The sequence below is a fragment of the Roseateles chitinivorans genome (assembly GCF_002761755.1).
Taxonomy (GTDB): domain Bacteria; phylum Pseudomonadota; class Gammaproteobacteria; order Burkholderiales; family Burkholderiaceae_C; genus Roseateles; species Roseateles chitinivorans.
This window is the reverse complement of sequence record NZ_PEOG01000013.1, coordinates 76,642-101,817: the sequence shown is the minus strand read 5'-3', so window position 1 is coordinate 101,817 and position 25,176 is coordinate 76,642. Positions and strand designations below refer to the sequence as shown.

Sequence of the window (25,176 nt, the reverse complement as noted above, 5' to 3'; positions counted from 1 at the left end):
CCTTGAGCAGCGTGCCCTTCCTGTCCGGCCTGGCCAACCTCGCGACCTCGTCCGACGGACCCTCCGCCGAGGCTGGCCGAGCCCCCTCATCCGGCGCGTCGCCCGGCGCCTCCCGCGGCGGTCCGAGCCTGACGCTGGGACCGGTGCTGGGCGTCACCGCCACCATCAGCGCCAAGGGCCTGCAGGCGCTGGCGGACCACACGGTGGATGCGGTCGAGACCGCGACCGACGTGGTGACCGACACCGTCGGCGATGTCGCCGACACGGTGGGCCAGGTGCTGGGCAACGTGGTCGGCTACGGCGTGATGGCCGCGCTCGGCGGCGGCGCCGTGCTCGACGAGCTGGTGTGAGGTCCGCCGCCATGCGCCCGTTCCTGGCCCGGCCGCTCACCGCCGCCGTGGCGCTCGCCGCGGCGATGACGCTCGGTGGATGCGCCGTGCTGAGCCCGTTGCCCGCGTGGGAGCTGGTGAAGGGCGCCGGCGCCGCCACCTCGACCGCGCTGGCGACCACCGCGCCGGCCAAGGCCAGCAACACCGTGCATCACGGCGATGCGCCGGTGCGCGCGGTGTGCATCGAGTTCAACCGCAATGCGCCGCTCGAGGATCTGGTCCCGGCGCTACAGGTGGAGCTCAAGGGGCAGGGGGTCGACAGCCGCGTCTACGAGCCGGGCACCGGCCTGCAGCAATGCGGCGTGTGGCTGCGCTATGTCGCGACCATCGAATGGGGCGTACCGCCGATGGCCAGCGGTTACCGCGCCAACCTGAGCGCCGCGTCGCTGAGCCTGCACCGGTCCGACGGCACGCTGCTGTCCACCAGCAGCTATGTCGCGGACGAGAACTTCGGCCTGGCCCGATGGGCCGGGACGCGCAACAAGATCGCGCCGGTGGTGAAGGCGCTGGTCACCGGCTTCCAGAGCTGAGGGAGAGGAACGTGATGTCCAGAAACCAATCCCGCCACCGGGCGCGCGCGGGCTGCCGCGCCGTCGGGCTGGCGATCGCCGCCGGGGCGCTGGCCGTGCAGGGCGGCTGCGCCGGTGCGCCGCCGACAGTGCCCGGGCCGATGCTGGTCACGCCGCCGCAGGCGCCGATGTACCTCGAGCGGCCCAGCAACGGCGCGATCTATCAGCCGGGCATGTCGCCCACCTCGCTGTTCTCTGGCGAGAAACGGCCGAGCGCGATCGGCGACACGCTGAAGGTCGACATCCAGGAGACGCTCAAGGCCACGCAGAAGCAGACCACCGACACCAGCCGTGACAACAAGCTCGCGGTGCGCGGGCCGGGCGGGCAGAGCAAGATCGGTGCGGTGGAGCGGCTGCTCAACATCGACGCGACCGCCGCAGGCAGCGACTCCTTCAAGGGCTCGGGCACGACGGAGACCGACAACAGCTTCGTCACCCAGGTGGCGGTGAGCGTGATCAACGTGCTGCCCAACGGCAACCTGCTGGTGGCCGGCGAGCGCAACGTCGGCCTGAACAAGGGCGTGAACACGCTGCGCTTCTCCGGCATCGTCAATCCGCGCGACATCCGCCCGGGCAATGTCGTGGCGTCCCGCGACGTGGTGAACGCGAGCCTGGAGAGCGTCGCGCAGGGCGACGTCTCCGAGGCCTCGTCGCGCAGTTGGCTGCAGCGGGTGCTGGCGCGGAGCCTGTCCATCTGGTGACCGGCGCGCAGTCAACCAGCAAACCGGGCCGACGCCACCGGCCTTATCGACCGATCGACGCGGACGGTCCGCTTCTATAACCCACGGTTCGCCGTCAGGCCTTCGCAGCAACCCGCATGCAGCGCGGAGGGCGGAGCCTGGCCCGGTGGATCCCATCCAGCATGAGCATGAACACGAAGGCGACGCAGGCGCCGCACAGCGGCGCGACGGAGAGCAGCGACGACTGGCTGGCCGATGGCCAGGTCCGGACGTATCGGCGCGGCCAGAAGATCATCGAGGCGGGCAGCCCGCTGGCCGAATGGATCGCGATCAGCGGCGGGGCCGCCTTCCTCGCCGCCAGGGTCGCGGCCGACACCCGTGTGGCGGTGGCCGCGCTGTGGCTGGGCGACGTCATCGGCGCGGACTCGCCGCTGGGCCAGCTGGCGGCGCGCTACGACGTGACGGCGCTGGTGGATGTGACGACCATCCACATCCCGCTGCCGCGGATGAAGGACACCCATGCGCCGCAACGCGATGCGGCCACCGGCGAGCTGTATGCGGCGACGGCCTCGCGGCTGCAGGATCAGATCACGATGCGCCTGGCCGGCAACGGCTTCCAGCGCCTGATCAGCGTGCTGGCGACGCTGGCGGCGGCGCTCAGCAGCTCGCAGCGCACCGGCGCGGCCAGCAACAGCCTGGCGCTGCCGGTGTCGCAGGCCTGCATCGGCCAGCTGTCGGGCCTGTCGCGCCGGCAGACCTGGATCTACCTGGGCCAGCTCGCCGAGCGCGGCTGGAGCCGGACCTCACGCACGAAGGTGACGCTCGAGGGCCTGAATGCCTGGCTCAGCCTGATGAGCGAGGTCGAGGCGCGCGGGTTGGACTGCATCGGCACGGTCGACCAGTGCGACCTGACGCTCTCGCGCCTGGCGAGCGGGCGCACCGCGCTCAAGTAGGGCGATGGGCCGTCGGTCGGGGATCAGGCGGCGCCGAAGCGGATCTCCGACGCCTTCTTCGCGTCCATGGCAGGACCGAAGCTGTTGAGGTTGCGCAGGATCAGCGTGTGGTGCTCGATGATCTGCGGCGCGGTCAGCGCGCCGTTGGCGATCGTCGTGTGGCCGTCCTCGACCAGCGTGACGTCGTAGCCCGAGCTGAGCGCGCGACGCGTCGACGTGTCGACGCAGAAATCGCTTTGCGCGCCACACACCACCAGATGCGTCACGCCGAAGCCTTTCAGGACCGCGTCCAGCTCGGTCCGGTGGAAAGAGTCGGGCGAGGTCTTGCGCACCCTGGGATCCTGCGGCTGCGCCTGCAGCCGGTCGTCGAGCTGCCAGCCCTCACCGCCGTGGCGCAGCGGTTCCCAGCCGTCTTCCTCATGCTGGACGAAGACGACCGGCGTCCCGGTCTCGCGCGCCTGCGCGATCAGGCCATTGACGCGGCCGATCACTGCATCCACGTCGTGGCAGGCGTACTCGCCCACGCACAGCGCGCGTTGCAGGTCGATGATGAGCAGGGCAGTGGTCATGACAGTCGCCAGGCAGGGGAGAAGCGGACGAGCATACGCCGCGCGGGCCGGATCTCAGGTGTGTTCCCGCGCTTCCGGTCCTGATCGACGCGTTCGGTGCTTGCCTTGAAGCTGGGCGGCGCAGAGTGACGGCCCTTCGCTGAAGGCGACGAGCGCTCAGAACTTGTAGTTCAGCACCACCCGCAGCGCGCGGTTGTCGCCGCGGGCGGTGTTGGGCTTGTCGAGGTTGAGGTTGTCGCCGCCGAGGCGGTTCGCCGGCTGGCCCGCCGGTGGCGCGGTGCCGACCCAGTCGTCGAAACCGGCGTAGTTGTCGGCGCCAAAGAGGTTCAGCACATCCAGCCGCAGCGCCACCTGGTGCAGGCCGAGCTTGAAGGCCTTGCCCAGGCTGATGTCGACCTGGCGGTAGCTCGGCGCGTCACCACGCATCAGGACGCATTGCGCGGTGCCGCCAAGGCAGTTGGTCAGCCGCCGCGGGAAGCCGCTCGCATAGGTCGCCTTGGCCGAGAAGCTCAGGCCCCACGGCAGCAGCTTGTCCGTCATGAAGGCGCCGACCAGGCGGTGCCGGTCCACCAGCGTGCTGGGATTCCATCCCCGCCCCGCGCGGCCGTACGTCCAGTCGAAGGTGTCGTTGTTCCACTGCAGGTTGGTGGTCTTGGCGTCGCTGTAGGTGTAGGCCAGCGTCGCGGTCCAGCCGGAGGACTCGTTGTACGGCTTGTCCAGCTTGATGAAGACCGAGTCGGTCCGCGTGCGGCCGATCGAGTCGCCCAGCACCAACTGCCCGTAGCCATCGGGACCGCCCCACAGCGGATCGAGCGCCGACTGCTGCGCGAAGCCGCCATTGGCGTCGCGGTTGCCGCTGAACCAGACGAACTGGTTCTTCGCCTCGATGCGGCTCAGCGCGATCTCGCCGTTCCAGGTCGCCGACAGCGCCTGCCGCAGACCGATGCTGAACTGGTCCGCGTAGGGCATCTTCAGGTCGTTGCGGATCAGCCAGATCTCGCCGCCGGGCGCCTGGTTCTTCTGCAGCTCGTCGAGCGCGTGGTTGGCCATCGTGCGGTCGTAGCTGCGCCCGTAGCCGCCGAAGACCACCGTGTTGCGGTTGTTGAAGACGTCGTAGGAGAAGCCCAGCCGCGGTGCGATCGCATGCTTGAAGGCCTTGCGCGAGTTGCCGCTGCTGATGTACTGCGACACGTCGATGCCGCCCCTGGCCAGCGATTGCGCATAGGTCTGGCCGGCCGGCGGCGTGAGGCCGAAGCGCGGCACGTCCGCTGCCAGCAGCGCCGCGACGCGGTCGGCCGGCGTCGCGTAGCCGTTGTTCAGCATGTTGTCCTCATAGTCCCAACGGACGCCAAGGTTCAACTCGAGCTGCGGGGTGACGCTCCAGTCGTCCTGCAGATAGAGGCCCCACTGCCGGTTCTTGAAGCGGGCCTGCGCCGGCGCGGTGGCGCGACGGATGTTGCACTGGTCGCTGCTGCTGCCGTTGTTGGAAACATTGGTGCCGGTGCAGTCGGTGCCGTCCCAGTAGGGCAGGCCGGTGGTCGTGTCGATCAGCACATCGACCGCATCGACCGAGTTCGCCGTGCCGCTGAGGTCGTAGCGCATCGCCTTGAGCTTCGCGCCGCCCTTGATCACATGGCCGTCGAAGCCGGTGTAGGTGAGCTCCTCCGACACGAAGACGCCGCGTTGCTGGCGCCGCTGCGCGTCGGGCGAGCCGCCGTCCAGGATCACATCCTGCGAGGCGGTCAGCACCTGCGGCACCGCGGTCGACACCTTGTAGCGCACCAGGGCCGTGTCGGCGGCCGACTTCGGATTCCAGAGGTAGTCCTCATAGCCGATGCGCGCCTCGCTGAGCCAGTCGCCGCGCGACCATTCGTGCTTCAGGTCGACCCGGGTCTCGTCATTGCGGCGCTCCTTGTCGTTGCCGGGCAGCGAGAGATTGCGGTCCTCGGCAATGCGATCGGTCTCGCGGCGCAGGCGCGCGCTCAAGGTGAGCTTCTGCTCGTCGTCGATCTGCGCATCGAGCTTGCCGAAGAGCAGGTCTTCGTGGAACGGATCGACCTGGCTGCCGCGGCGCGCGCGCAGCGACGGCACGATGCCGGCCTCGGGCAGCTTCTCGAAGTTCTGGCCGGCGATCTGGCGCGAGTCCTCGATGCGCTTGCCGTCGTAGGCGACGAAGAAGTGCAGCCTGTCCTTGACGATCGGACCGCCGACGCTGCCGCCGTACTCGTACTTCTGCGACGACGGTCGCGGCACGCCTTGCGACTCGCGCTCCTTCTCCAGCGCATTCATCGAGCGCCAGTTGGTGCCGGTGCGATCGGCGTAGACCTCGCCGTGGAATTCATTGGTGCCGGACTTCGTCACCGCGGTGATCGCCGCGCTGCTGACCTGGTCGAACTCGGCCTTGTAGTTCTGGGTCAGCACCTTGTATTCGGAGATCGCCGACTGCGGAAACGGGTTGCCGCGGGTGTCCGACTGGCCGCTGACGCCGCCGCGCAGGATGTTGTTCTTCTGGCCCACGCCGTCGATGAAGACGTTGAGGTGGTCGAAGTCCTGCGCGCCGGACTGCACGCGGCTCAGTCCGCTCGCGTCCGTCGAGAACGCCACGCCGGGCGCGAGGTCCGCGGCGCTGAGGAAATTGCGGGTGTTCTGCGGCAGCGCCTCGATCATGCGCTGCGAGACGACGGTGCCGAGCTGCGAATCCTTCACGCCCTGGCGCGCCGCGTTGCCTTGCACGGTGACGCGACCCAGCTGAACCGCATCGGCCGCGCCCGGCGCCACTGGCGCCTCGCCCAGGTCGAGCGCCGCGCTTTCGCCGACGGACAGCGTGATGCGCTCGGTCCGGATCGTCGCGCCGCCGGCGGTGACGACCGTGACGGTGTAGTCGCCGGGAGCCAGACCCACCAGCGCATAGCGGCCATCGGCTCGCGTGGCGGTGCGATAACGCGCGCCGGTGGCCGCGTTGACCGCAAGGATCGTCAGTCCGCCGGCCTGCACGCCCGCAGGCGCGTTGACCAACCCGCGGACGGTCGCACGGCTGACCTGCGCCGACACCGGCGCATCGAATCCGGCGCTCAGCGCAAGGGCGACGAGCCAGGCGGGCGCATGAAGGAATGGGCGGCGCGCGGTCATGGACCGGGCGTCAGGTGGAAGGGCCGGCCTTGGCGCGGCGCATTTGCTCGGCGAAGACCTGCTCCATCGACTTCTTCTCGGGCAGCACGTAGACGATGCCGCCGCGCTTGCCGAAGGTCGGCCACAGGGTCTGCTCGAAGAATTTCACCGGCATATTGATGCAGCCGAAGCTGATGCGATTGTCCTTGGGCGTCGGCGAGGCGAGCCGCTCGAGGCGGCGCTCCGCTGGATTGGTCGGGCGTACCCGGTGCATGGACACGGCGGCGTCGTAATCGACCCACAGCACGTCTTCATGCAGCGCGTTCTTGCCCGGCTGCGCGACGAAGCGGCCAGCCGGCGTGGTGCGCTCGGAGGGCTTGACCTCCGCGATCGGCCGCAAGCCGATGCCGGCGACGCTGTCGTCGCCCGCCGCATAGCCCAGCAGCACCGGCGTGGTCGCCTGCAGCTTGCCTTCGGCGTTGAAGACCAGCACCCGGGCCTGGCGCTTGTCGAGGATCGCGAACGGGCGACCGTTGTGATCCCAGCCCGCCATCACCCACTGGGCGAGTTGCCGGGCCTGCTTGGAAACCTTGGTCTTGCCGAAATCGGCCGTACCGGTCCGCGGCACTGGCGCGGGGGCTTGGACGACGGGCTGGACCGGGGAAGGTGGGAGGTGCTTCGCGACGGCGGCGGGCGCCGGGCGCAGCTGCTTCATCAGATAGGTCGCCGCTGGCCATGCCAGCAACGCGCCGGCCAGCCCGATCGCCAGACCCTGCGCCGCCCATCCGGCGCGTTCCTTCAGCGTTTCAGGAATCCCCGGTCGCGCCGGCTTGGCCGGCGGGGGATCACTGAAGAAATAGCCGCTGGAGGCGCGCAGCATGGGAACTCTCAGGAACAGGGGTCAGCGGGGCTGGGCGGCGATGAGCGGGTCACGCTCAGTTGCGGTCGGCGCGCGGGGCCGGCTCGCCAGCGCTGGTCGGCTCGCTCGGCAGCGGCTGCTGCGACGACGGCGACTGCTGGTTCTGCCACTGGTCCGAGGACTGCGGCTGAGCTTGCTGCGATTGCGCTTCGGATTGGGTCTGCGACTGCGGGTCGGTCGACTGGGTCGCGGGCGTCGACTGGTCGGCCGGCGTCATGCTCTGTTCAGCGGGGGCCTGCTGCTCCGTCTGCGTGGCGGGGTATTGCTCCTGCGTCGTCTGCGTCTGGGTGGACTCGGTCGAGTTCTCCACCTGCGCATACGCCAGACCCAGCACGCTGGCAAAGGCGGTCAGGGCAACGGCACCGGTCACGAGGGATTTGGTCGCGTTCATCTAGTCTCTCCTTTGGGCTTGAGGGGCCGATCGGTGAGATCGGTTAGGACCTACTGTGGACCGAGAGCGGGGAGCGGAACGTGGGCAGAGGACGCGAGGTCTTGTAGGACAAGCGGCAGGTTTCACCCCGATACATCCTCGTGTTCATCGGGGCAAACGCGATTCCCGGTGCGCCGCGGCGAGCGCAGAGGCGTTCCCTGGCGGGCAAGAAAAAACCGGACGACCTCGGGAGGCGGTCCGGCGAAGAAGGCGCTGATGGACGCCCTCGGAGACGGGAGAACGGTTCCAACAATAGGCAAAGACCCGGACCGTAAAAATGCGTGAGCGGAAATGCACCGTTGTGGCGCGCTCAACAATCACCCTGCTGCGGACTGACCCCGAATCGGGGGTGGTGTGCGTTTGTCGCCCGAATCAGGCCGGGCTATCCGGGTTAACCGCCGGACGCCCAATAGTTACCGGCTGTCGGTTTCGTGCGATAGATGTCCGTTTGCTATGTGTGGTTGTCAATGAATGTCAATGACTTGCGTCAAGATCGCGCCCGCCGCGAGCGTTCTGCCCCAACTCTTTCAGCCAGTAACCAACACCTGCCGTCGTAGCGGGTCGTTCACGCCAGAAGGGACAGGGGAACCCGGAACACGGGACGCGGCCGACCCATCCCGTTTGAGGGTTCGGAGAGGGTCGCCCCATCAGCGGGCCGCGTCGCGGCCGCCATTCATTGTTAGAGGAGGACCCATGTCTACTGTGCTGACCGACCCGAGCGTCGGATCCGCTGGCTCGAGCTGGCTGGACAAGGAGCGCACCATCGCCGCTCCCGGCTTCAACCGCTGGCTCGTGCCGCCCAGCGCGCTGGCCATTCACCTGTGCATCGGGATGGCCTATGGCTTCTCGGTGTTCTGGCTGCCGCTGTCCAAGATGCTGCAGACCGCCGGCGCCGGTGCCGCGTGCGGCAAGGACGTGGGCTTCTTCGCCCAGCTGTTCACCACCGAGTGCGACTGGAGCGTCGCGACGCTCGGCTGGATGTACACGCTGTTCTTCGTGTTCCTCGGTTGCGCCGCCGCCATCTGGGGCGGCTGGCTGGAGCGCGCCGGTCCCCGCAAGGCGGGCCTGGTGTCGGCCGTGTGCTGGTGCGGCGGCATGCTGATCTCCGCGATCGGCATCCATACCCACCAGTTCTGGATGATGATCCTCGGCTCCGGCGTGATCGGTGGCATCGGGCTGGGCCTGGGCTACATCTCGCCGGTGTCGACGCTGATCAAGTGGTTCCCGGACCGCCGCGGCATGGCGACCGGCATGGCCATCATGGGCTTCGGCGGCGGCGCGATGATCGGTTCGCCGCTGGCCGTGGAGCTGATGAAGCGCTTCGCCACGCCGACCGACCCGGGCGTGACGCAGACCTTCGTCGTGATGGCGCTGATCTATTTCGTCTTCATGGTCGCGGGCGCGCTGGGCTACCGCGTGCCGCCCACCGGCTGGAAGCCAGAGGGCTGGACCCCGCCGCCGGCGCAGGCCAACAACGCCATGATCACGCAGCGCCATGTGCACGTGAAGAAGGTGTGGGGCATCCCGCAGTTCTGGCTGGTGTGGATCGTGTTGTGCATGAACGTGTCCGCCGGCATCGGCGTGATCGGCATGGCCAGCCCGATGCTGCAGGAGATCTTCGGGGGCTCGCTGATCGGCGTGGACGTCAAGTTCGCCGACCTCGACAAGACGCAGCTGGCCGCGATCGCGGCGATCGCCGGCGGCTTCGCCGCGCTGCTGAGCCTGTTCAACATCGGCGGCCGCTTCGTGTGGGCCTCGCTGTCGGACAAGCTGGGCCGCAAGATGACCTACACGGTGTTCTTCGTGCTGGGCGGCCTGCTGTACGCCAGCCTGCCAAGCAGCGCCGCCGCGGGCCACAAGCTGGCCTTCGTGGGTGCGGTCTGCATCATCCTGTCGATGTATGGCGGCGGTTTCGCGACGGTGCCGGCGTACCTGGGCGACCTCTTCGGCACGCAGATGGTGGGCGCGATCCACGGCCGCCTGCTGACCGCCTGGGCCACCGCGGGCATCCTGGGTCCGGTCGTGATCGGCTACATGCGCGAGTACCAGCTGGGCCTGGGCATCCCGCGCGAGCAGGTCTACAACCAGACCATGTACGTGCTGGTCGGCATGCTGGTGATCGGCCTGATCGCCAACCTGGCCATCCGCCCGGTCGCGGCGAAGCACTTCATGAGCGACGAGGAACTGGCCATCGAGAAGAAGCTGGCCCATGAGAAGGCCGCCGCCAGCGAAGTCGGCAGCGGTCCGGGCGCCGGCAAGGCGACGCCGGCGGGCCTGGTCGTGCTGGCCTGGCTGGCCGTCGGCATCCCGCTGGCCTGGGGCATCTACAAGACCCTGCTGACGGTCGCGAAGTTCTTCAATTGACCCTCACCGTACGGCGCCGCCGAGCAGCGCCGATACTGTGACCATCGATGGCAGACCTCGGTCTGCCATTCTTCCTTGTTAGCGAGGGGCGGGCCGAGCGCCGGGCCGCCCCAAGCCGGCCCGCACCCCCTCGGGGGGTGGATTGAACGGGCCGAGCCCGTTCAATCCGGGGGCACACATGACCGAGCAGAAGATCCATTTCTACAAAGGCCCGGCGGGCGGCTGGGGCGCGCTGCGCAGCGTCGCCAAGCACCTGCAGCAGCAGGGCGTGGCCGTCAAGGGCGCCAAGACGCTGTTGTCGGCCAACCAGCCTGACGGCTTCGACTGCCCGGGCTGCGCCTGGCCCGATCGGGATCACCGCTCGACCTTCGAGTTCTGCGAGAACGGTGCCAAGGCCATCGCCGCCGAGGCGACCTCGCACCGCGCCACCGCGCAGGTGCTGGGCGGCCACACCGTCAGCGAGCTGGCCGAGTGGTCCGACTTCGACCTCGAGAACCTCGGCCGCATCACCGAGCCGCTGGTCTACGACGCGGCCAGCGACCGCTATGTGCCGATCGCCTGGGACGACGCCTTCGAGCTGATCGCCGCGCGGCTGAACGCGCTGAAGGATCCGAACGAGGCGATGTTCTACACCTCGGGTCGCGCCAGCAACGAGGCGGCCTTCCTCTACCAGCTGTTCGTGCGCGAGTTCGGCACCAACAACTTCCCCGACTGCTCGAACATGTGCCACGAGCCCAGCGGCCAGGGCCTGAAGCCGACGATCGGCATCGGCAAGGGCACGGTGACGCTGCACGACTTCGAGCAGGCGGACGCGATCTTCATCTTCGGCCAGAACCCCGGCACCAATCACCCGCGCATGCTGGGCGAGCTGCGGGAGGCGTCCAAGCGCGGCGCGAAGATCGTCAGCTTCAACCCGCTGCGCGAGCGCGGCCTGGAGCGTTTCGCCGACCCGCAGGACAAGATGGAGATGGCGACGCTGGGCAGCACGCCGATCTCGACCCACTACTTCCAGCTGCGCATCGGCGGGGACATGGCCGTCATGAAGGCGCTGTGCAAGCGCGTCTTCGAACTGGACGACGCGGCCGTGGCCGCGGGCGGCGAGCGCGTGCTGGACCTCGCCTTCATCGCCGAGCACACCCATGGCTTCGAGGCCTTCGAGGCCAGCATCCGCGCCGAATCCTGGGAAGCGCTCGAGGCCGAGTCCGGCCTCTCGCAGGAACAGCTGTGCGCCGCGGGCGACCTGTATGCGCAGGCCAAGCGGGTGATCATCTGCTGGGGCATGGGCATCACCCAGCACCAGCACTCGGTGGCGACCATCCAGCACATCGCCGCGCTGCTGATGCTGCGCGGCAACCTGGGCCGTCCCGGCGCGGGTGCCTGCCCGGTGCGCGGCCATTCCAACGTGCAGGGCGACCGCACGATGGGCATCTACGAGAAGCCGCCCAAGGCGCTGCTGGACCGGCTGGGGCAGGTCTTCGGCTTCGAGCCGCCGCGCGAGAACGGCTACGGCACCGTCGAGGCGATCCAGGCGATGCTCGACGGCAAGGGCAAGGTCTTCATCGCGCTGGGCGGCAACTTCGCCGCCGCGACGCCGGACACGGTGGCCACCTGGAAGGCCCTGCGCTCGACCGAGCTGACGGTGCACGTCACCACCAAGTTCAACCGCAGCCACACCATCCACGGCAAGGAAGCGCTGGTGCTGCCCTGCCTGGGCCGTACAGAGATCGACATGCAGGCCACCGGCCCGCAGGGCGTGACCGTCGAAGACTCGATGAGCATGGTCCACATCTCCAGTGGCATGAACGCGCCGGCGTCCGAGCATCTGCTGTCCGAGCCGATGATCGTGGCCCGCCTGGCCGCCGCGACCCTCAAGGGCCGTTCGAAGACGCCGTGGCTGTGGCTGGTCGAGGACTACTCGCGCATCCGCGACAAGATCGAAGAGGTCTTCGACGACTTCAAGGACTTCAACGAGAAGATCAAGCAGCCGGGCGGTTTCCGCCTGCGCAACACGGCGTCGGAGCGGGTCTGGAACACGCCCACCGGCAAGGCCAACTTCATCACCCACCAGCTGCCGACGGACACGCCGTTCCACCTGGCGCAGGAGCGCGCGCGCGAGCACAAGACCGTCGTCTTCAACCTGGCCACCGTGCGCTCGCACGACCAGTACAACACGACGATCTACGGCATGGACGACCGCTATCGTGGCGTCTGGGGCCATCGCCGCGTGGTCTTCATCAACAAGGACGACCTGAAGCAGATCGGCATGAAGGCCGGCCAGTGGGTCGACATCACCAGCGTCTACAGCGATGGCGATACCCGTCGCGCCGAAAGGTTCGTGCTGATCGAGTACGACATCCCGCGCGGCTGCCTGGCCAGCTACTTCCCGGAGACCAATGCGCTGGTGCCGCTGAGCAGCATCTCGATCGGCGCCGGCACGCCGACCTCCAAGTCGATCCCGGTGGTGCTGACGCTGCGCCCGCAGGATGAGCCGGTGCCGCAGGCGCAGGCGCGTTCGGTGGCGGACGCGCGGGCCTGAGGAGCCGCGCATGAACCGCGCCGATGCGCCCGCCGCCGCCGTCCACGACCGCGAGGTCGCGGCCGGCGCTGACGCCGATCAGAGCGTTCAGGGCGATCAGGGTGACATGGCCGTGCAGGCGCGTCTCGCGTTGGAGACGCTGGCCGAGCTCGACGGCGGCAACGGCGTGTCGTTGCCCCGGCTGGCCAAGCGCACCGGACTGCGGGTCAGCGTGCTGCTGCGCCTCTACACGCTGATGAGCGATGCGCGCGTCGGCGCCGAGCAGGGCCCCGGCTGGGTGCGGCTGCATGTCGACGAGGACGGGCGCTGGATCGCCCGGATCACGCCGGCCGGTCGTGGTGGCGACGATCCGTCGCCCGTCGAGGGCGGGGAGTCGACGTCATGAGCGGGACCTGCGCGCTGCCCGGCGGAGCGGATGACCGCGCCGACGGGCGCAACGACGATCACGATGACGACGCGCCGCTACCTGCCGCGCTGATCGCGGTGCGTCCGACGCGGCTGGGCGCCACGCGCGCGGCCGATGAGGAATTCGTTGCCGAGGAGGTCCCGGTCGCGCTCGAGTACAACGGCCTGTCGCACGCGGTGATGCTGGCGACGCCGCTGGACCTGGAGGACTTCGCGCTCGGCTTCTCGCTCACGGAGGGGCTGCTGGCCTCGCCGGCGGACCTGCTCGACGTGGAGGTCCGCGCGCGGCCCAACGGCATCGCGCTGCAGCTGCGGGTCACCGCGCGTTGCGAGGCACTGCTGAAGGAGCGCCGGCGCAGCATGGCCGGCCGCACGGGCTGCGGCCTGTGCGGGACCGACAACCTCGACCAGGTCTTCCGGCCGCCGCAACGGCCGGTGCCGCCACTGCCGGCCGCGCTGACGGCGAACGAGGCGCTGGTGGCGGCGCTGTCGCGCGCGATGCGCGAGCTGGCGGCCGCGCAGCCCTTGCAGCAGCGCACCGGCGGCATCCACGCTGCGGCGTGGTGCGGCGTCGACGGCGAGCTGCGACTGGTGCGCGAGGATGTCGGACGCCACAACGCGCTCGACAAGCTGATCGGCGCGATGGCGCGGGACGGCGTCGACGCATCGCAGGGCTTCGCGGCGGTGACCAGCCGCGCCAGCTTCGAGATGGTCCAGAAGGCCGCGCTGGCGGGCATGCCGATGCTGGCCGCGGTCAGCGCGCCCACGCACCTGGCGATCCGCACCGCGCAGGCCTGCGGGCTGCGGCTCGCGGGCTTCGTCCGCGACGCGCGGGCGACGCTCTACGCCTGAGGCGGCGAGCGCCGCGGCTCGCTATCCGCCGCACCTCAGAACTTGCAGGCCATGCCCAGCTGCGCGGACACATCCACCTGCGTGCTGCCGTCGCCCTTGCGGTTGAGCTTGGACGGCATGCGGAAGCGTCCGGCGCATTCGGTGGCATCGAGGCCCAGGCCGCGGAGCATCTGCTTCGGCCCTTCCATGCCGATGCTCAGCGCGTGATGCACGCGCTTCGGCGGCGGGCCGATCGGGGCGCCCTCGCGCGGGAGTTCGATGACCTGGATCGCGAGGCCCTGGTGCAGCATCGTGCCGCTGCCTGTGTTGGTGCCGGAGGCGTGCCAGGGCTGCATGCGGGCCCGCAGGGCGGCGAGCGATGCCTGCAGCGCAAGCGGCCGCCGGGTGGCATCGGGCCCGGTGCTGGTGCTGGTGTCGCCGGCCACCTCCGGCGCGGGTGAGGCCAGGACGACGAGCGCCGGCGAGGAGGCTGCGGGATCCGGCATCGAGGGCGCCGCCGCGGCCAGCCCGCTCATGCCGAGCGTCGCCATCGCGCCGGCCCGCCGCCAGGCCCGTTGCGTCGCTTGTCCCATGCTGTCCTCCGTCCATCAAGCACGAGGCGCCACAGTGCGCGGTGGCGCTGAAGCGCTCCTGAAGCGGTGCTGAAGGTGGGCTGAAGGCGGGATCGGGGCTTTCCCCGCTGCCTAGTCCAGCGTCTGCCGGTAGCGCATCAGCGCGATCGTGCCGGCGACCAGCAGGAAGAGCAGCATCGGCCAGAGTTCCGGCAGCAGCTGTCCGAAGCCGTTCCCCTTGAGCATGATCCCGCGCACGATGCGCAGGAAGTGGGTCAGCGGCAGCGCTTCGCCGATGACCTGCGCCCAGCGCGGCATGCCGCGGAACGGGAACATGAAGCCGGAGAGCAGCATCGACGGCAGGAAGAAGAAGAACGTCGCCTGCAGGGCCTGCAGCTGGTTCTTCGCCAGCGTCGAGAAGGTGAAGCCCACCGCGAGGTTGGCCAGCATGAACACGCCGATCATGGCCAGCAGCAGCGCGAAGCTGCCGGCCATCGGGATCTGGAACAGCAGCGCCGCGGCCAGCAGGATGACGCCCAGCTGGACATAGCCCAGCACGATGTAGGGCAGGATCTTGCCCACCATGACCTCCAGCGGCCGTACCGGCGTCGCGAGCAGGTTCTCCATCGTGCCGCGCTCGCGCTCGCGCGTCATCGCCAGGCCGGTGAGCATCACCATCGTCATCGTCAGGATGGTCCCGATCAGGCCCGGCACGATGTTGTAGCGGGACAGGCCCTCCGGGTTGTAGCGCCGATGGATGCGCCACTCGAAGGGCTGGCCGGCGGCGCCGCCCGTGGCGATCGACGCCGTGGCGACGCCGCCGGTGCCGCCGGTGGTCGCGGTCGCCGCCGCACCGACCAGGTCGCGCCGCAGCGCCTGCGCACCGAGCTGCGCCAGCGCCGCGAGCGCATTGCTGGATGCGGAAGGATCGGTCGCATCCACGCTGACGAGCACCGCCGGCCGCTCGCCGCGCAGGACGCGGCGGCTGAAGTCGGGCGGGATCACGATCAGGAACTGCACCTCGCCGTCCTCGACCATCGCGTCACCGTCACGCTCCGAGGCCGGACGGGCCTGGACGCGGAAATAGCCGCTCTGTTCCATCGCCGCGACCAGGCTGCGCGCCATCGGCCCGCGATCCTGCGTCACGACGGCGGTGGGCAGTCCCTTCGGGTCGGTATTGATCGCATAGCCGAAGAGCAGCAGCTGCAGGATGGGCACGCCGACCGCCATCGCGAAGGTCGGCCGGTCGCGCAGCATCTGCTGGACCTCCTTGATGAAGATCGCCAGCACGCGGGCGAGGCTGAAGCGGCGATCGGTCATCGCGCGCGCTCCCGGTCCGGGGTCCCGGTCGAGGCCTTGGCCGAGCGCAACGCGGTCGAGGTCGCCGCCTCGAAGTTGTCCGGCGTGCGGCTGATCAGGCTGATGAACACGTCCTCGAGGTTGGCCTTCGCCTGCGCCCAGTGCAGGCCGTCGCCGCCTCGGTGCGGCGCGATCGCCCGCTCGAGCGCGTCCGCGTCCTGCCCCGCCACATGCAGGCTGCTGCCGAAGGCGGCGACGCTCAGCACGCCCTCGGCGCCGTTCAATGCGGTGGAGAGGGCGGTCAGCCGCTGCGGGTCATCGGCATGGAGCGCCCAGACGGTGAGACCGGCCTGCGCGATGATCTCGCGCTGCGTGCCGCGCGCGAGCAGCCGGCCATAGGCGATGTAGGCGAGCTCGTGGCAGCGCTCGGCCTCGTCCATGTAATGCGTCGAGACCAGCACCGTGATGCCGTCGGCGGCGAGCCGATGGATCTCGTCCCAGAAGTCGCGCCGGGCCTTCGGATCGACGCCGGCGGTCGGTTCGTCGAGCAGCAGCAGCCGAGGCTCGTGCAGCAGGCAGGCGGCCAGGGCCAGCCGCTGTTTCCATCCGCCGGAGAGGGCGCCGGCGAGCTGGTCCTGCCGCGTCGTCAGTCCGAGCCGCTCCAGCGCCTCGTCCACCCGCCGTGGCCGCGCGTCGAGCTCGAACAGCCGCGCGATGAAGTCCAGGTTCTGGCGGATCGAGAGGTCCTCGTACAGCCCGAAGCGCTGCGTCATGTAGCCGACCTGGCGCTTGATCTCGGCCGCGCGCTTGCGCAGGTCCAGGCCGAGGCAGCGGCCTTCGCCCTCGTCCGGCGTCAGCAGCCCGCACAGCATCCGGATGGTGGTCGTCTTGCCGCTGCCGTTGGGGCCGAGGAAGCCGCAGATGCGCCCGCGTCCGAGCTGCAGGTCGACGTGGTCCACGACGGTCCGCGGACCGTAGCGCTTGGTCAGGCCACGGACGTCGATGGCCAGGTCGGGGGCGGACGATCCGGCTCCGTCGCCGGAGGGCGCCGCCGGTGAGATGTGGTCGGTCATTGGCGGAGACCGGCGCCGGAGGCGGCCGACGTCGACGGCGATGTGGCCTCGGCCTTGTCGGGTGCGCCGCTCGCGACCGGGCGAACCTCCAGCGGTTGTCCCGGATGCAGGCGTGCAGCCTGAGCGGGATCGGGGCGGGCCTCGACGAGGAACACGAGCCGCGCCCGCTGGCTGTTGGAATAGATCACCGGCGGCGTGTACTCCGGTTGCGGCGAGATGTAGCTGACGCGTGCCGCGATCGGCGCGCCACAGCCGTCGCAGCTCAGTTGCACCGCCTGCCCCTGGCGCAGGGACGCCAGCTCCGGTTCCGGCACATAGAAACGCGCCTTGCGCTGCGAGGGCGGCAGCAGCGAAACGACCGGCTGGCCGGCGTTGACGTACTCCCCGACGCGATAGAAGGTGTCGTCGACCAGGCCGGCGGCCGGCGCCCGCTGCCGCGTCTGCGATTCGCGCCACTGCTGCTGTTCGAGCGCCGCTGAAGCCGCCTCGGCATTGGCGCGCGCGGCGGCTTGCTGATCGCTGCGCGCCGGCAGCTCCGCCACGCGCAGCGAGGACTCGAGTTCCCGCACGCGTTGACGCGCCTGCGCCGCGGTGGCCCGGGCGTCGTCCAGCCGCGCCGCGGAAATGAAGCCCTGGCCGATCAGTTGCTGTTGTCGCGCCAGGTCGGAGTCCGCCAGCGCCGACTGCGCGCGCGCCTGCGCGAGTTGGGCCCGGCTCATCGCGATCTCGTCGGGACGGCGACCCTTGGCGGCGTCGGCTTGCTCCGCGCGGGCAGCGGCGAGTCGCGCGTCGGCTTCGGCGCGGGCGGCGCGCGTCGGGATGATGTCGATGCTGAACAGCGGCGCACCGGCCGCCACGGTGTCCCCGCGCTGCACCTGGAGCTCGAGCAACTGGCCGGCGATCGGTGCCGCGACATAGACCGGATCGCCCTCCGCGTAGCCGGACCAGGCGGGCGGCGGTTCCTGATCGCAGGCGGTCAGCGTCGCCGCGGCAAGCAGCGCCAGCATCGCGTCCGCGCGCCATGCCGCCGGAGCCCGCAGGGGCGCCCCGGCTTGGCGACCGATCCGGGCCTCCTTCCAACGGAGGAGGCGGTGAGACGGGCGGCGCGGCATCGTGGGCATCGGCGCGTTCTCCGGGAGACGGGATGGCCGGGATTATTGCCCCGGCGCCCGTTCCGCGCGCGAGTAGCCGGAGCGCCATTGCCGGTCCGCACCGCCTGCCGACATCCCCTCCGCCGACAGGGGCAAGCAGCAGGCGGCTCTGCGTTTCGATGACGGTCGACATTACATTATTCATGTCGAGTGACATTGAAAATGGTCGCTCACCCGATTCACTGCTCAAGGACTCACCATGGACTTCAAGAACACCGTCGCGCTCGTCACCGGCGCCAACCGCGGTCTCGGCAAGAGCTTCGTCAAGGCGCTGCAGGCCGCCGGCGTGAAGAATCTACGCCGCGGCGCGCGACCCGGCGTCCATCGACCTGCCCGGCGTCACGCCGCTGCGGCTCGACGTCACCCAGCCGGACCAGATCGCCGCGGCGGTGCGGGCGGCGGGTGACGTCACGCTGCTGATCAACAACGCCGGCATCACGCGCGGCTCGCCGCTGCTGGGCGAGCAGGCGATTGCCGCGCTGCGCGATGAATTCGAGACCAACGTCGTGGGGCCGCTTGCTCTGACGCGCGCGTTCGCACCGGTGCTCAAGGAGCAGGGCGGCGGCGCGGTGGTCAACGTGCTGTCGGTGCTGAGCTGGCTCAACCTGACCGGCGCAGCGACCTACAGCGTGTCGAAGGCGGCGACCTGGTCGGTGACCAACGGATTGCGTCAGGAACTGAAGGACCAGGGCACGGCCGTGCTGGGTCTGCACGTCGGCTTCATGGACACCGACATGACGGCCGGCATCGACGCGCCGAAGACGGACCCGCTCGACGTCGCGAAGCAGGTGCTGGAGGCGCTGGCCGCCGGCAAGGACGAGGTCTATGCCGATGACCTGACGCGTGCGGTGAAGGCGGGCCTGTCGGCGGAACTGGGCAGCTACCGCGGCGGCGTCTGAAGCGGCGTCTGAGGAGGCGGGGCCGGCGAGGGCACGCTCGGGCGAAACATCGACACCTACGCCTGATCCTGCGGCGCTGGCCGCCTCCCTTACTCGCCGGGCAGGCGATAGGTGAAGACGTAGACATGCTGCCCGTCCCGGGCCTCGATGGTCATGTCACCGCTCAGACCGCTCAGTTCGCCGGTGCCGGAGTCGGGCACCACCCTCACCGAGAGCCTGGGCGCACCGCGTGTCATCTCGCCGAGGTGCATCAGCGCGAATGAACCGCTGCGGCCCGCGAGACGCCCTTCCACGCGCTCCATGGCGACATAGCCCGCCGAGCCCGGCGTGGCGCTGCGGAAGGACAGCATCTGTCCCGCGCTGCTGGCGTCGAGGTCGCCGCGGAACTGCTTGTGGATCAGCGTCCGGGCGGGTTGAGCCGGCGCCTCGCCGGCCTGCGGCGGCTGCGCAGTGAGCCGCAGCTCGAAGACGCCGCGAGCAGTCCGGTCCTGCGTGACGGCGGCGGTCGTGGGCGTGGAAGGTGGTGGTGGCTCGGACGCCGGGGCGGCCATCACGGTGCCTGCGGACAGGAGCGCGGCGATACTCGTCGCAAGAGCTTGCATGGTTGTCGAAGGGAAGTTGATCTCGGCGGCCATTGCATCGGAACCGCCACGCAGGCGATAGGAAAAACACGACATCGGCCTCGCATGACGGAACACGCCACTCGCGCCGCGCGAGGAGTTCTCTACCCCGGTCTGGCACCTGGACGCTTCTCGCATGACCAGCGACCGCCGTCCGCCGACCTGGCGCCTTGGATCGAGCATCACTGGTTCGTGAGCTGGGATCTCCGCGGGTACCCGCCCCGGGTCCAAGCGACGCTGCCCCATCCCAACATCCATCTGGTCGTGGAAGGCGGCGCCGCGCTCCTGTGGGGCGTCCAGCGAGCACGTTTCACCAGGACCCTCGACGGCCGCGGCTGGGTGCATGGCGTGAAGTTCAGGGTCGGAGCGCTGCCGGCGTTTCAACGGTCGCCAGCCGCGGCCTTGGCGGACCGTCAGGTCGATGCCCGCTGGCTGCTGGGTGACGATGCGGCGCTGCTGCTGGATCCGCCGTTGGCCGACGCGCCCGAGGCGGGGCAGGCCCGCATCGAGGCTGTGCTGCGCCGGAGAGCCCCGGCTGTCGCGGATGAGCGCGGGACGAGGCTGGCGGAGATCGTCGGCTGGATCAGCCGCGATGCGGCGATCACTTCGGTCGAGCAGCTGTGCACGATGACCGGCGAGTCGCCACGTCGCTTGCAGCGGGACTTCAGGCACTACGTGGGAGCGAGCCCCAAATGGGTGATCGCTCGTTACCGGCTGCATGAGGCCCTCGCCTTGCTCCAGAGCGACGAGGCGAAGCCAGATGCCGAACTGGCGCAGCGCCTGGGCTATTTCGATCAGGCACACTTCATACGGGACTTCCGCCAGTTGGTCGGCATGACGCCGAGGGCGTATGCGGACGCGCTTCGGCGGGACGCGGGCGACAGGGCGGCGGGACGCTGACGCCGCCGCGGCGGGCAGGTCGAGATCCACCTGATCGGATCGGCACCAAACTTGAGCGGACGCGGCGAGGAGCCCGGGAGGGCGCTGCCTACACTGGCGACGTCATCCACAAGGAGCGTCCATGTTCAATCACATCGTCCTCGGTACCAACGACATCGACCGCGCGCAGCGCTTCTATGACCAGGTGCTGGGCGTGCTGGGAGTGGGCGGTGCCATGCCGCACCAGGCCCGGTCGGGCCACCAGCGCCTGTTCTACCGCCATGACGGCGGCACCCTGGGCATCGCGCAGCCGATCAACGACGAACCCGCGACCTTCGCCAACGGCGGCACCATCGCATTCCGGTGCTCCTCGCCGGAGCAGGTCCATGCCTTCCATGACACGGCGGTGGCCCATGGCGGCGTCTCGATCGAGGAGCCACCCGGCCTGCGCGTCGATTCGCTCGGGCAGTTCTACCTGGCCTATGTCCGTGACCCGGACGGCAACAAGCTGTGCGCGGTGCATCGCGTGAAGACCGCGCCTTGAGCCCCGCGCGCGGCAGTGCGAGCTCGGCCACCGGCGCCGAGCTGGCTCGGACCCTGCATGTCCGGCCCGGCGTGGGCGTGGCCGCCCATGTCGTGCAGGGCGAGGGCCTGGAGATCGTGCGCATCCGCGTCGAGCGGCCGGCGGTCATTCTTGTCGACCGGGGCATCAAGACGGTCAAGCCGGCGCGGGGCGGCGCCGTCCGGGCCTTGCCCGGCCAGATGCTGCTGCTGGCGGGCGGGCACACGGTGGACTTCCACAACCGCGTCACCGACGGCGAGCGCTATGAGGCACGCTGGTTGATGTTCGGCGGGACGGTGCTGGACGACCCTTACTACCTGGCCACGGCGCGGCGCCAGTCCGCGGCCGAGGCGCCCCAGCCGCCGGCGCAGGTGCTGCGGCGCGTGCCGAGCGGCCTGGCCGACGCCTTCGAGCGCGCGCGACGCGGCTTGGCACCGGACCCGTCGCGGCCCGAGGCGGTGGTGCGCCAGCAACTGCTGGAGGTGGCGCACTGGCTGCTCGCGGAGGGCATGGTGCTGCGTGTGCCACCCGATGACGCCCGGGTCTCCGGGCGGATCCGGGCCATGCTGTCCGCGCAGCTGGACGGGGAGTGGAGCTCGGACGCCATCGCCCGATCGCTGGCCATGTCGGAGGCCACCTTGCGGCGCCGGCTGGCGGCGGAGGGCGTGACGCTGCGCGAGCTGATCGCCGATGTCCGCATGGCCTCCGCGCTGGTCCTGCTGCAGGCCACGTCCCGGCCGGTCTCAGAGATCGCGTCGGCAGTGGGATATGACTCGCCATCGCGATTCGCGGTGCGTTTCCGCGATCGCTTCGGCTTCGCGCCGACCGCGGTGCGGGGACATGCGAGGGCGCAGTGATCGGGCCACCCCCCAGCCGACACGCCCCGACTGGATGAGCGCCGAGGTCACGCCGAACGAATGTCGCTCCGAAGTTCCTTGACCGTCGGCAGCACCAGGTTCCACTTTCGCAGCCAGATGACGGTCGCCAGCAGCATGACGTCCCCGACCAGTTCGACGATCTTGTCGATGGCCTTGATCTTCGCCAGTGCCTCGGTGGCCTCTTTCGTCGTGGCGATGATGTCCGCCAGCGGCTCGGTGGTGTCGGCGAGGTAGTCCCGCTGGGCCATCAACAGGAGGTTCTGCGCCGCCCCGCCGAGCGACTGGCACCAGCGCGTCGCTTCGAGGCCGTCCGGGCCGGGCGCCTCGACCGGCATGGCTGCGGCCATGTCGTTGAGGATATTGGCCAGCTGTACCAGTTCGGCGGCGCTGTACGCCATGGTCGCGTCTGTCATTCACCCTCCCGAGAGTCTGGCCACTGAGTCGCGGGCCTTGTCGAGTTCCTTGGCCGTCGCGGCGAGCGCTTTCAGCGTGCGCGTCATCGCGTCGCGGTCCATTTCCAGCGCGCTGCGAATCCTGTCGTGGTCGCTGGCGAGCTTCTGAAGCGCCGCCTTGTAGCCGGCGATCGCGCTCAGCTCGGTGTCGTAGTCCATCTTGACGCGCGCGAGCTCACGTCGGCCGAGGTACCTGTCCCCGAGATCGGATTGGCCGATCTCGCACCTCACGAAGGCGACCGCCTGAATGCGTTCGCCTCGCAGGCCTTCCGCATACACGTCGGCGAGCTTCTGCATCAGGCCGAGGACGCGCGCGACGTCGTCATGCGAGGACGCCATCAGGTCACGGAGCTTCTTGTGACGGTAGGCATCGAGGCCGCGCTGGAGCAGCGCGAAGAGCCCTTTGACGGCGGCCTCCTCTTCCGGAGAGACCTTGGCGCCGGCGCCCTTGATGCCCTCGAGCGAGGGGGCGGCCGTCTTGGCGACGTCGGGCAGGTGGTCGGAGGCGAGTTCACCGAGGGCGGTGAAGTACGCGCTCATGGCCCGGTGCAGCTTCTCGGCGTCGTCATAGGCGGCGTCGAACTGCGCCTGGGGAAGCCGGCCAGTGTAGCCGATGGGGCAGACATCGCCGTCCAGGCGCCGCTCGCCCAGCTTCTTGTCCGAATCGCGCCAGCGCCTGGCGGCATCGGTGGATCCCGTCACGCCGGCCGCTGATTCGGCGTAGGTCGTGATGGCCTGCAGATTGACGCAGCCCGCGAGCAATGCCGCCAAGCCGACGGCCAAGAGACGGTTCCGGAAAGGCAAGGGAGTTCCTTTCGAACAGGTCGAGTGCCGGCTGGCCCCAGGGGCTCAGCGGCGGCGAATCGTAAGGCTGTCGGGAACCCGGTCCACCCCTTCAATCTTGGGGGGAGGCCGTGGCGAGGAACTCCGGAACCCCCAATGCAAAAAGCGCCGACATGGCTGTCGGCGCTTCGCAGTGTTCATGCCTTGCGCGAGCTGCCTCGCGTCGCGGACGGGTCAGCCGACCAGCCCCAGCGCCCTGGGCAGCGCCAGCGACAGGGCCGGCCAGTAGGTGACGACGAGCAGGAAGCCCAGCATCGTCAGCAGCCAGGGCCAGACGGCCACGGTCAGCTCGGTGATGCCCATCTTCGTGATGCCCGAGGCCACGTAGAGGTTCAAGCCCACCGGCGGGTGGCACAGGCCCACTTCCATGTTCACCGCCATCAGGATGCCCAGGTGCACCGGATCGACGCCGAGCTTGGCCGCCACCGGGAAGAGGATGGGTGCCATGATCAGCACGATCGCGGCCGGGTCCATGAAGTTGCCGGCACCCAGCAGGATCAGATTGACCAGCAGCAGGAACACCACCAGCCCGAAGCCCTGCGCCGACATCCACGCCGCCATCGTCTGCGGAATCTGCTCCGAGGCCATCAGGAAGCTGAACAGCACCGCGTTGGTGATGATGTACAGCAGCATCGAGCTCATCGCCGCCGCCTTCAGCAGCACCTTGGGAACATCCTTCAGGCCCATGTCCTTGTAGACGAAGACCGAGATGATGAAGGCGTACACCGCGGCCACCGCCGCCGCCTCGGTGGGCGTGAACTTGCCGCTGTAGATGCCGCCGATCACGACGACGATCAGCATCAGGCCCCAGAAGCTCTCGCGGAAGGCCTTGAAGCGCTCGCCCCAGGTGGCCTTGACCATCCGCGGGTAGTCGTACTTCCTGGCGCGGTACCAGGTCGTGACGCCCAGCAGCACCGACAGGCACACGCCCGGCACCACGCCGGCCATGAACAGCTGCCCCACCGAGGCGGTGCCCACGACCTCGCCGTGCGGGCCCGTCGCCGACATGCCGGCCGTGGCGATCGAGAACATCACCAGGTTGATCGACGGCGGGAACAGGATGCCCAGCGCGCCCGAGGTGGTGATCACGCCGGCGCCGAACTGCTTCGGATAGCCCTGCCGGGTCATCGCCGGCAGGATGATCGAGCCCACCGCCACCACCGTGGCGACCGACGATCCCGAGATCGCCGCGAACATCGCGCAGGCCAGCACGCCGGCCAGGCCCAGGCCGCCGTACCAGTGACCGATCATCGTCGTGGCGAAGTGGATGATCCGCCGCGCCACCCCGCCATGGGTCAGGAAGTTGCCCGCCAGGATGAAGAACGGGACGGCCATGATCTCGAACTTCTCGATGCCGGTGAACAGCTTGAGCGCGACCGATTCGATCGGCACGTTCGTCATCGTGAAGAGGTAGGTCAGGACCGTCAGGCCCAGCGAGATCGAGATCGGCATGCCGGTGAGCATCAGCACCACCAGCAGCGAGAAGATGATCAGGGTGTTCATGCGCGGTCTCCCTTCGCCGTCTTCTGCGCTTCCTCGGCGGTCTTGGCCGCGCCGACCGCGGCGACATCGTCCTCGATGCCCTCGACATGGCCGTGGTCCGCATGCGGCGCCTCGCCGGTGCGGATGAAGTGCCAGCACACCTGCAGGAAGCGGAAGCACATCAGGTAGGAGCCCAGCGGCACGCAGGAATAGGCGATCCAGGTCGGGATCTCCAGGTCGGGCGAGGTGGGACCTTCGAAGAGGTCGGGGTTGTCGATGCCCAGGGCATGGGTGAAGGCGTAGTGCGCGCCGTTCTCCCAGACGAAGGTCGCGCCCAGCGTGCCGATCGTCGCGGTGAAGACCGCGCCGGCGAGCAGGCTGAAGATCACCAGGTACTTCGCATGCTCCGGCCTGAGCTTGCGCACCAGCACGTCGACGCCGACATGGGTGCCGGCCCGCACGCCATAGGCGGCGCCGAACTTGGCCATCCACACGAACATGTAGATGCACAGCTCCTGCGCCCAGCTGACGTCGATGCGGATGACGGCATCCTGCAGATGCGGCACGCCGGCCAGGAAACGGTGCAGCACGGCCAGCGCGATCACCAGCGTCGCGGCGCCCATGAGGAAAGCGATCAGGCTTTCCTCCAATCGATCGAGCCATCTCAGGGACATGGCGATCTCCTCGGGAGTGGATCCGGCGGGAAGGCCGGA

General features: G+C 69.4%; 24 protein-coding genes and 1 pseudogene. 12 read left to right on the top strand and 13 right to left on the bottom strand.

Annotated elements, in window-relative coordinates; genetic code table 11:
* The first annotated feature begins 2 nt into the window (after positions 1–2).
* From CS062_RS06510 to CS062_RS06495, 4 genes are all read left to right on the top strand, one after another.
* Complete coding sequence (locus CS062_RS06510; protein ID WP_099860623.1) at positions 3–350, top strand: hypothetical protein; 348 nt, start codon at positions 3–5, stop codon at positions 348–350.
* A gap of 11 nt (positions 351–361) precedes the next feature.
* Complete coding sequence (locus CS062_RS06505) at positions 362–919, top strand: cell division protein FtsI (protein WP_099860622.1); 558 nt, start codon at positions 362–364, stop codon at positions 917–919.
* Between the two features lie 14 nt (positions 920–933).
* Positions 934–1,659 carry a flagellar basal body L-ring protein FlgH gene (locus CS062_RS06500; protein ID WP_099860621.1) on the top strand — a complete coding sequence of 242 codons (726 nt, stop codon included), beginning with the start codon at positions 934–936 and terminating at the stop codon, positions 1,657–1,659.
* Between the two features lie 161 nt (positions 1,660–1,820).
* Positions 1,821–2,591 carry a Crp/Fnr family transcriptional regulator gene (locus CS062_RS06495; RefSeq protein ID WP_099860620.1) on the top strand — a complete coding sequence of 257 codons (771 nt, stop codon included), beginning with the start codon at positions 1,821–1,823 and terminating at the stop codon, positions 2,589–2,591.
* A 23-nt stretch (positions 2,592–2,614) separates the two neighbouring features.
* On the opposite strand, the gene CS062_RS06490 is transcribed toward CS062_RS06495, so the two are convergent.
* From CS062_RS06490 to CS062_RS06475, 4 genes are all read right to left on the bottom strand, one after another.
* The gene (locus CS062_RS06490) at positions 2,615–3,160 is read right to left on the bottom strand and encodes a cysteine hydrolase family protein (protein WP_099860619.1); all 546 of its coding nucleotides are present in this window, start codon (positions 3,158–3,160) and stop codon (positions 2,615–2,617) included.
* Between the two features lie 156 nt (positions 3,161–3,316).
* On the bottom strand, positions 3,317–6,289 hold the full coding sequence (locus CS062_RS06485) for a TonB-dependent receptor (RefSeq protein WP_099860618.1): 2,973 nt from the start codon (positions 6,287–6,289) through the stop codon (positions 3,317–3,319).
* Positions 6,290–6,299: 10 nt separating this feature from the next.
* Positions 6,300–7,148, bottom strand: coding sequence for a hypothetical protein (locus tag CS062_RS06480; protein ID WP_233217942.1), 849 nt, complete (start codon positions 7,146–7,148; stop codon positions 6,300–6,302).
* A gap of 55 nt (positions 7,149–7,203) precedes the next feature.
* Complete coding sequence (locus CS062_RS06475; protein WP_099860617.1) at positions 7,204–7,578, bottom strand: hypothetical protein; 375 nt, start codon at positions 7,576–7,578, stop codon at positions 7,204–7,206.
* Between the two features lie 732 nt (positions 7,579–8,310).
* Between CS062_RS06475 and CS062_RS06470 the strand changes: the two genes are divergently transcribed.
* The 4 genes from CS062_RS06470 to fdhD all read left to right on the top strand — a co-directional run bounded on the left by CS062_RS06470 (position 8,311) and on the right by fdhD (position 13,774).
* Positions 8,311–9,981: an OFA family MFS transporter gene (locus CS062_RS06470; RefSeq protein WP_099860616.1), complete on the top strand. Its 1,671-nt coding sequence runs from the start codon at positions 8,311–8,313 to the stop codon at positions 9,979–9,981.
* Between the two features lie 178 nt (positions 9,982–10,159).
* Complete coding sequence (locus CS062_RS06465; RefSeq protein WP_099860615.1) at positions 10,160–12,517, top strand: FdhF/YdeP family oxidoreductase; 2,358 nt, start codon at positions 10,160–10,162, stop codon at positions 12,515–12,517.
* Between the two features lie 10 nt (positions 12,518–12,527).
* The gene (locus tag CS062_RS06460; RefSeq protein WP_233217941.1) at positions 12,528–12,902 is read left to right on the top strand and encodes a hypothetical protein; all 375 of its coding nucleotides are present in this window, start codon (positions 12,528–12,530) and stop codon (positions 12,900–12,902) included.
* Entirely contained in the window at positions 12,899–13,774 is an 876-nt protein-coding gene (gene fdhD / locus CS062_RS06455; protein WP_099860614.1) for a formate dehydrogenase accessory sulfurtransferase FdhD, read from the top strand. The genes CS062_RS06460 and fdhD overlap by 4 nt, the downstream gene beginning before the upstream one ends.
* A gap of 35 nt (positions 13,775–13,809) precedes the next feature.
* On the opposite strand, the gene CS062_RS06450 is transcribed toward fdhD, so the two are convergent.
* The 4 genes from CS062_RS06450 to CS062_RS06435 form a co-directional block, all read right to left on the bottom strand.
* Positions 13,810–14,346 carry a hypothetical protein gene (locus tag CS062_RS06450; RefSeq protein ID WP_099860613.1) on the bottom strand — a complete coding sequence of 179 codons (537 nt, stop codon included), beginning with the start codon at positions 14,344–14,346 and terminating at the stop codon, positions 13,810–13,812.
* A 111-nt stretch (positions 14,347–14,457) separates the two neighbouring features.
* Positions 14,458–15,645, bottom strand: a complete 1,188-nt coding sequence (locus CS062_RS06445; RefSeq protein ID WP_099860612.1) for an ABC transporter permease — start codon at positions 15,643–15,645, stop codon at positions 14,458–14,460.
* Positions 15,642–16,697: an ABC transporter ATP-binding protein gene (locus CS062_RS06440; protein WP_099860611.1), complete on the bottom strand. Its 1,056-nt coding sequence runs from the start codon at positions 16,695–16,697 to the stop codon at positions 15,642–15,644. Before CS062_RS06440 ends, CS062_RS06445 begins: the two co-directional genes overlap by 4 nt.
* A complete protein-coding gene (locus CS062_RS06435; protein WP_233217940.1) occupies positions 16,694–17,704 on the bottom strand; it encodes an HlyD family secretion protein in 1,011 nt (336 codons plus the stop codon). The genes CS062_RS06440 and CS062_RS06435 overlap by 4 nt, the downstream gene beginning before the upstream one ends.
* Before the next feature lie 343 nt (positions 17,705–18,047).
* Here CS062_RS06435 and CS062_RS06430 point away from each other — a divergent pair.
* Positions 18,048–18,747 (top strand): annotated as a pseudogene (locus CS062_RS06430) (SDR family oxidoreductase).
* Between the two features lie 89 nt (positions 18,748–18,836).
* Here the strand turns inward: CS062_RS06430 and CS062_RS06425 are convergent.
* Positions 18,837–19,349, bottom strand: a complete 513-nt coding sequence (locus CS062_RS06425) for a DUF3224 domain-containing protein (RefSeq protein ID WP_233217939.1) — start codon at positions 19,347–19,349, stop codon at positions 18,837–18,839.
* An 84-nt stretch (positions 19,350–19,433) separates the two neighbouring features.
* On the opposite strand from CS062_RS06425, the gene CS062_RS06420 reads away from it, so the two are divergent.
* The 3 genes from CS062_RS06420 (at position 19,434) to CS062_RS06410 (ending at position 21,665) form a co-directional block, all read left to right on the top strand.
* Entirely contained in the window at positions 19,434–20,267 is an 834-nt protein-coding gene (locus CS062_RS06420) for an AraC family transcriptional regulator (protein ID WP_099860610.1), read from the top strand.
* 121 nt (positions 20,268–20,388) lie between these two features.
* Positions 20,389–20,790, top strand: a complete 402-nt coding sequence (locus CS062_RS06415) for a VOC family protein (RefSeq protein ID WP_099860609.1) — start codon at positions 20,389–20,391, stop codon at positions 20,788–20,790.
* Positions 20,787–21,665, top strand: coding sequence for a helix-turn-helix transcriptional regulator (locus CS062_RS06410; RefSeq protein WP_099860608.1), 879 nt, complete (start codon positions 20,787–20,789; stop codon positions 21,663–21,665). The genes CS062_RS06415 and CS062_RS06410 overlap by 4 nt, the downstream gene beginning before the upstream one ends.
* Positions 21,666–21,712: 47 nt before the next feature.
* On the opposite strand, the gene CS062_RS06405 is transcribed toward CS062_RS06410, so the two are convergent.
* From CS062_RS06405 to CS062_RS06390, 4 genes are all read right to left on the bottom strand, one after another.
* Complete coding sequence (locus CS062_RS06405; RefSeq protein ID WP_143742265.1) at positions 21,713–22,084, bottom strand: hypothetical protein; 372 nt, start codon at positions 22,082–22,084, stop codon at positions 21,713–21,715.
* 15 nt (positions 22,085–22,099) lie between these two features.
* The gene (locus tag CS062_RS06400; RefSeq protein WP_143742264.1) at positions 22,100–22,942 is read right to left on the bottom strand and encodes a hypothetical protein; all 843 of its coding nucleotides are present in this window, start codon (positions 22,940–22,942) and stop codon (positions 22,100–22,102) included.
* Between the two features lie 213 nt (positions 22,943–23,155).
* Entirely contained in the window at positions 23,156–24,484 is a 1,329-nt protein-coding gene (locus CS062_RS06395; RefSeq protein WP_099860605.1) for a TRAP transporter large permease, read from the bottom strand.
* Positions 24,481–25,131 (bottom strand): TRAP transporter small permease, encoded by a 651-nt coding sequence (locus CS062_RS06390; RefSeq protein ID WP_099860642.1) that lies wholly within the window; start codon positions 25,129–25,131, stop codon positions 24,481–24,483. The genes CS062_RS06395 and CS062_RS06390 overlap by 4 nt, the downstream gene beginning before the upstream one ends.
* Positions 25,132–25,176 lie beyond the last annotated feature (45 nt).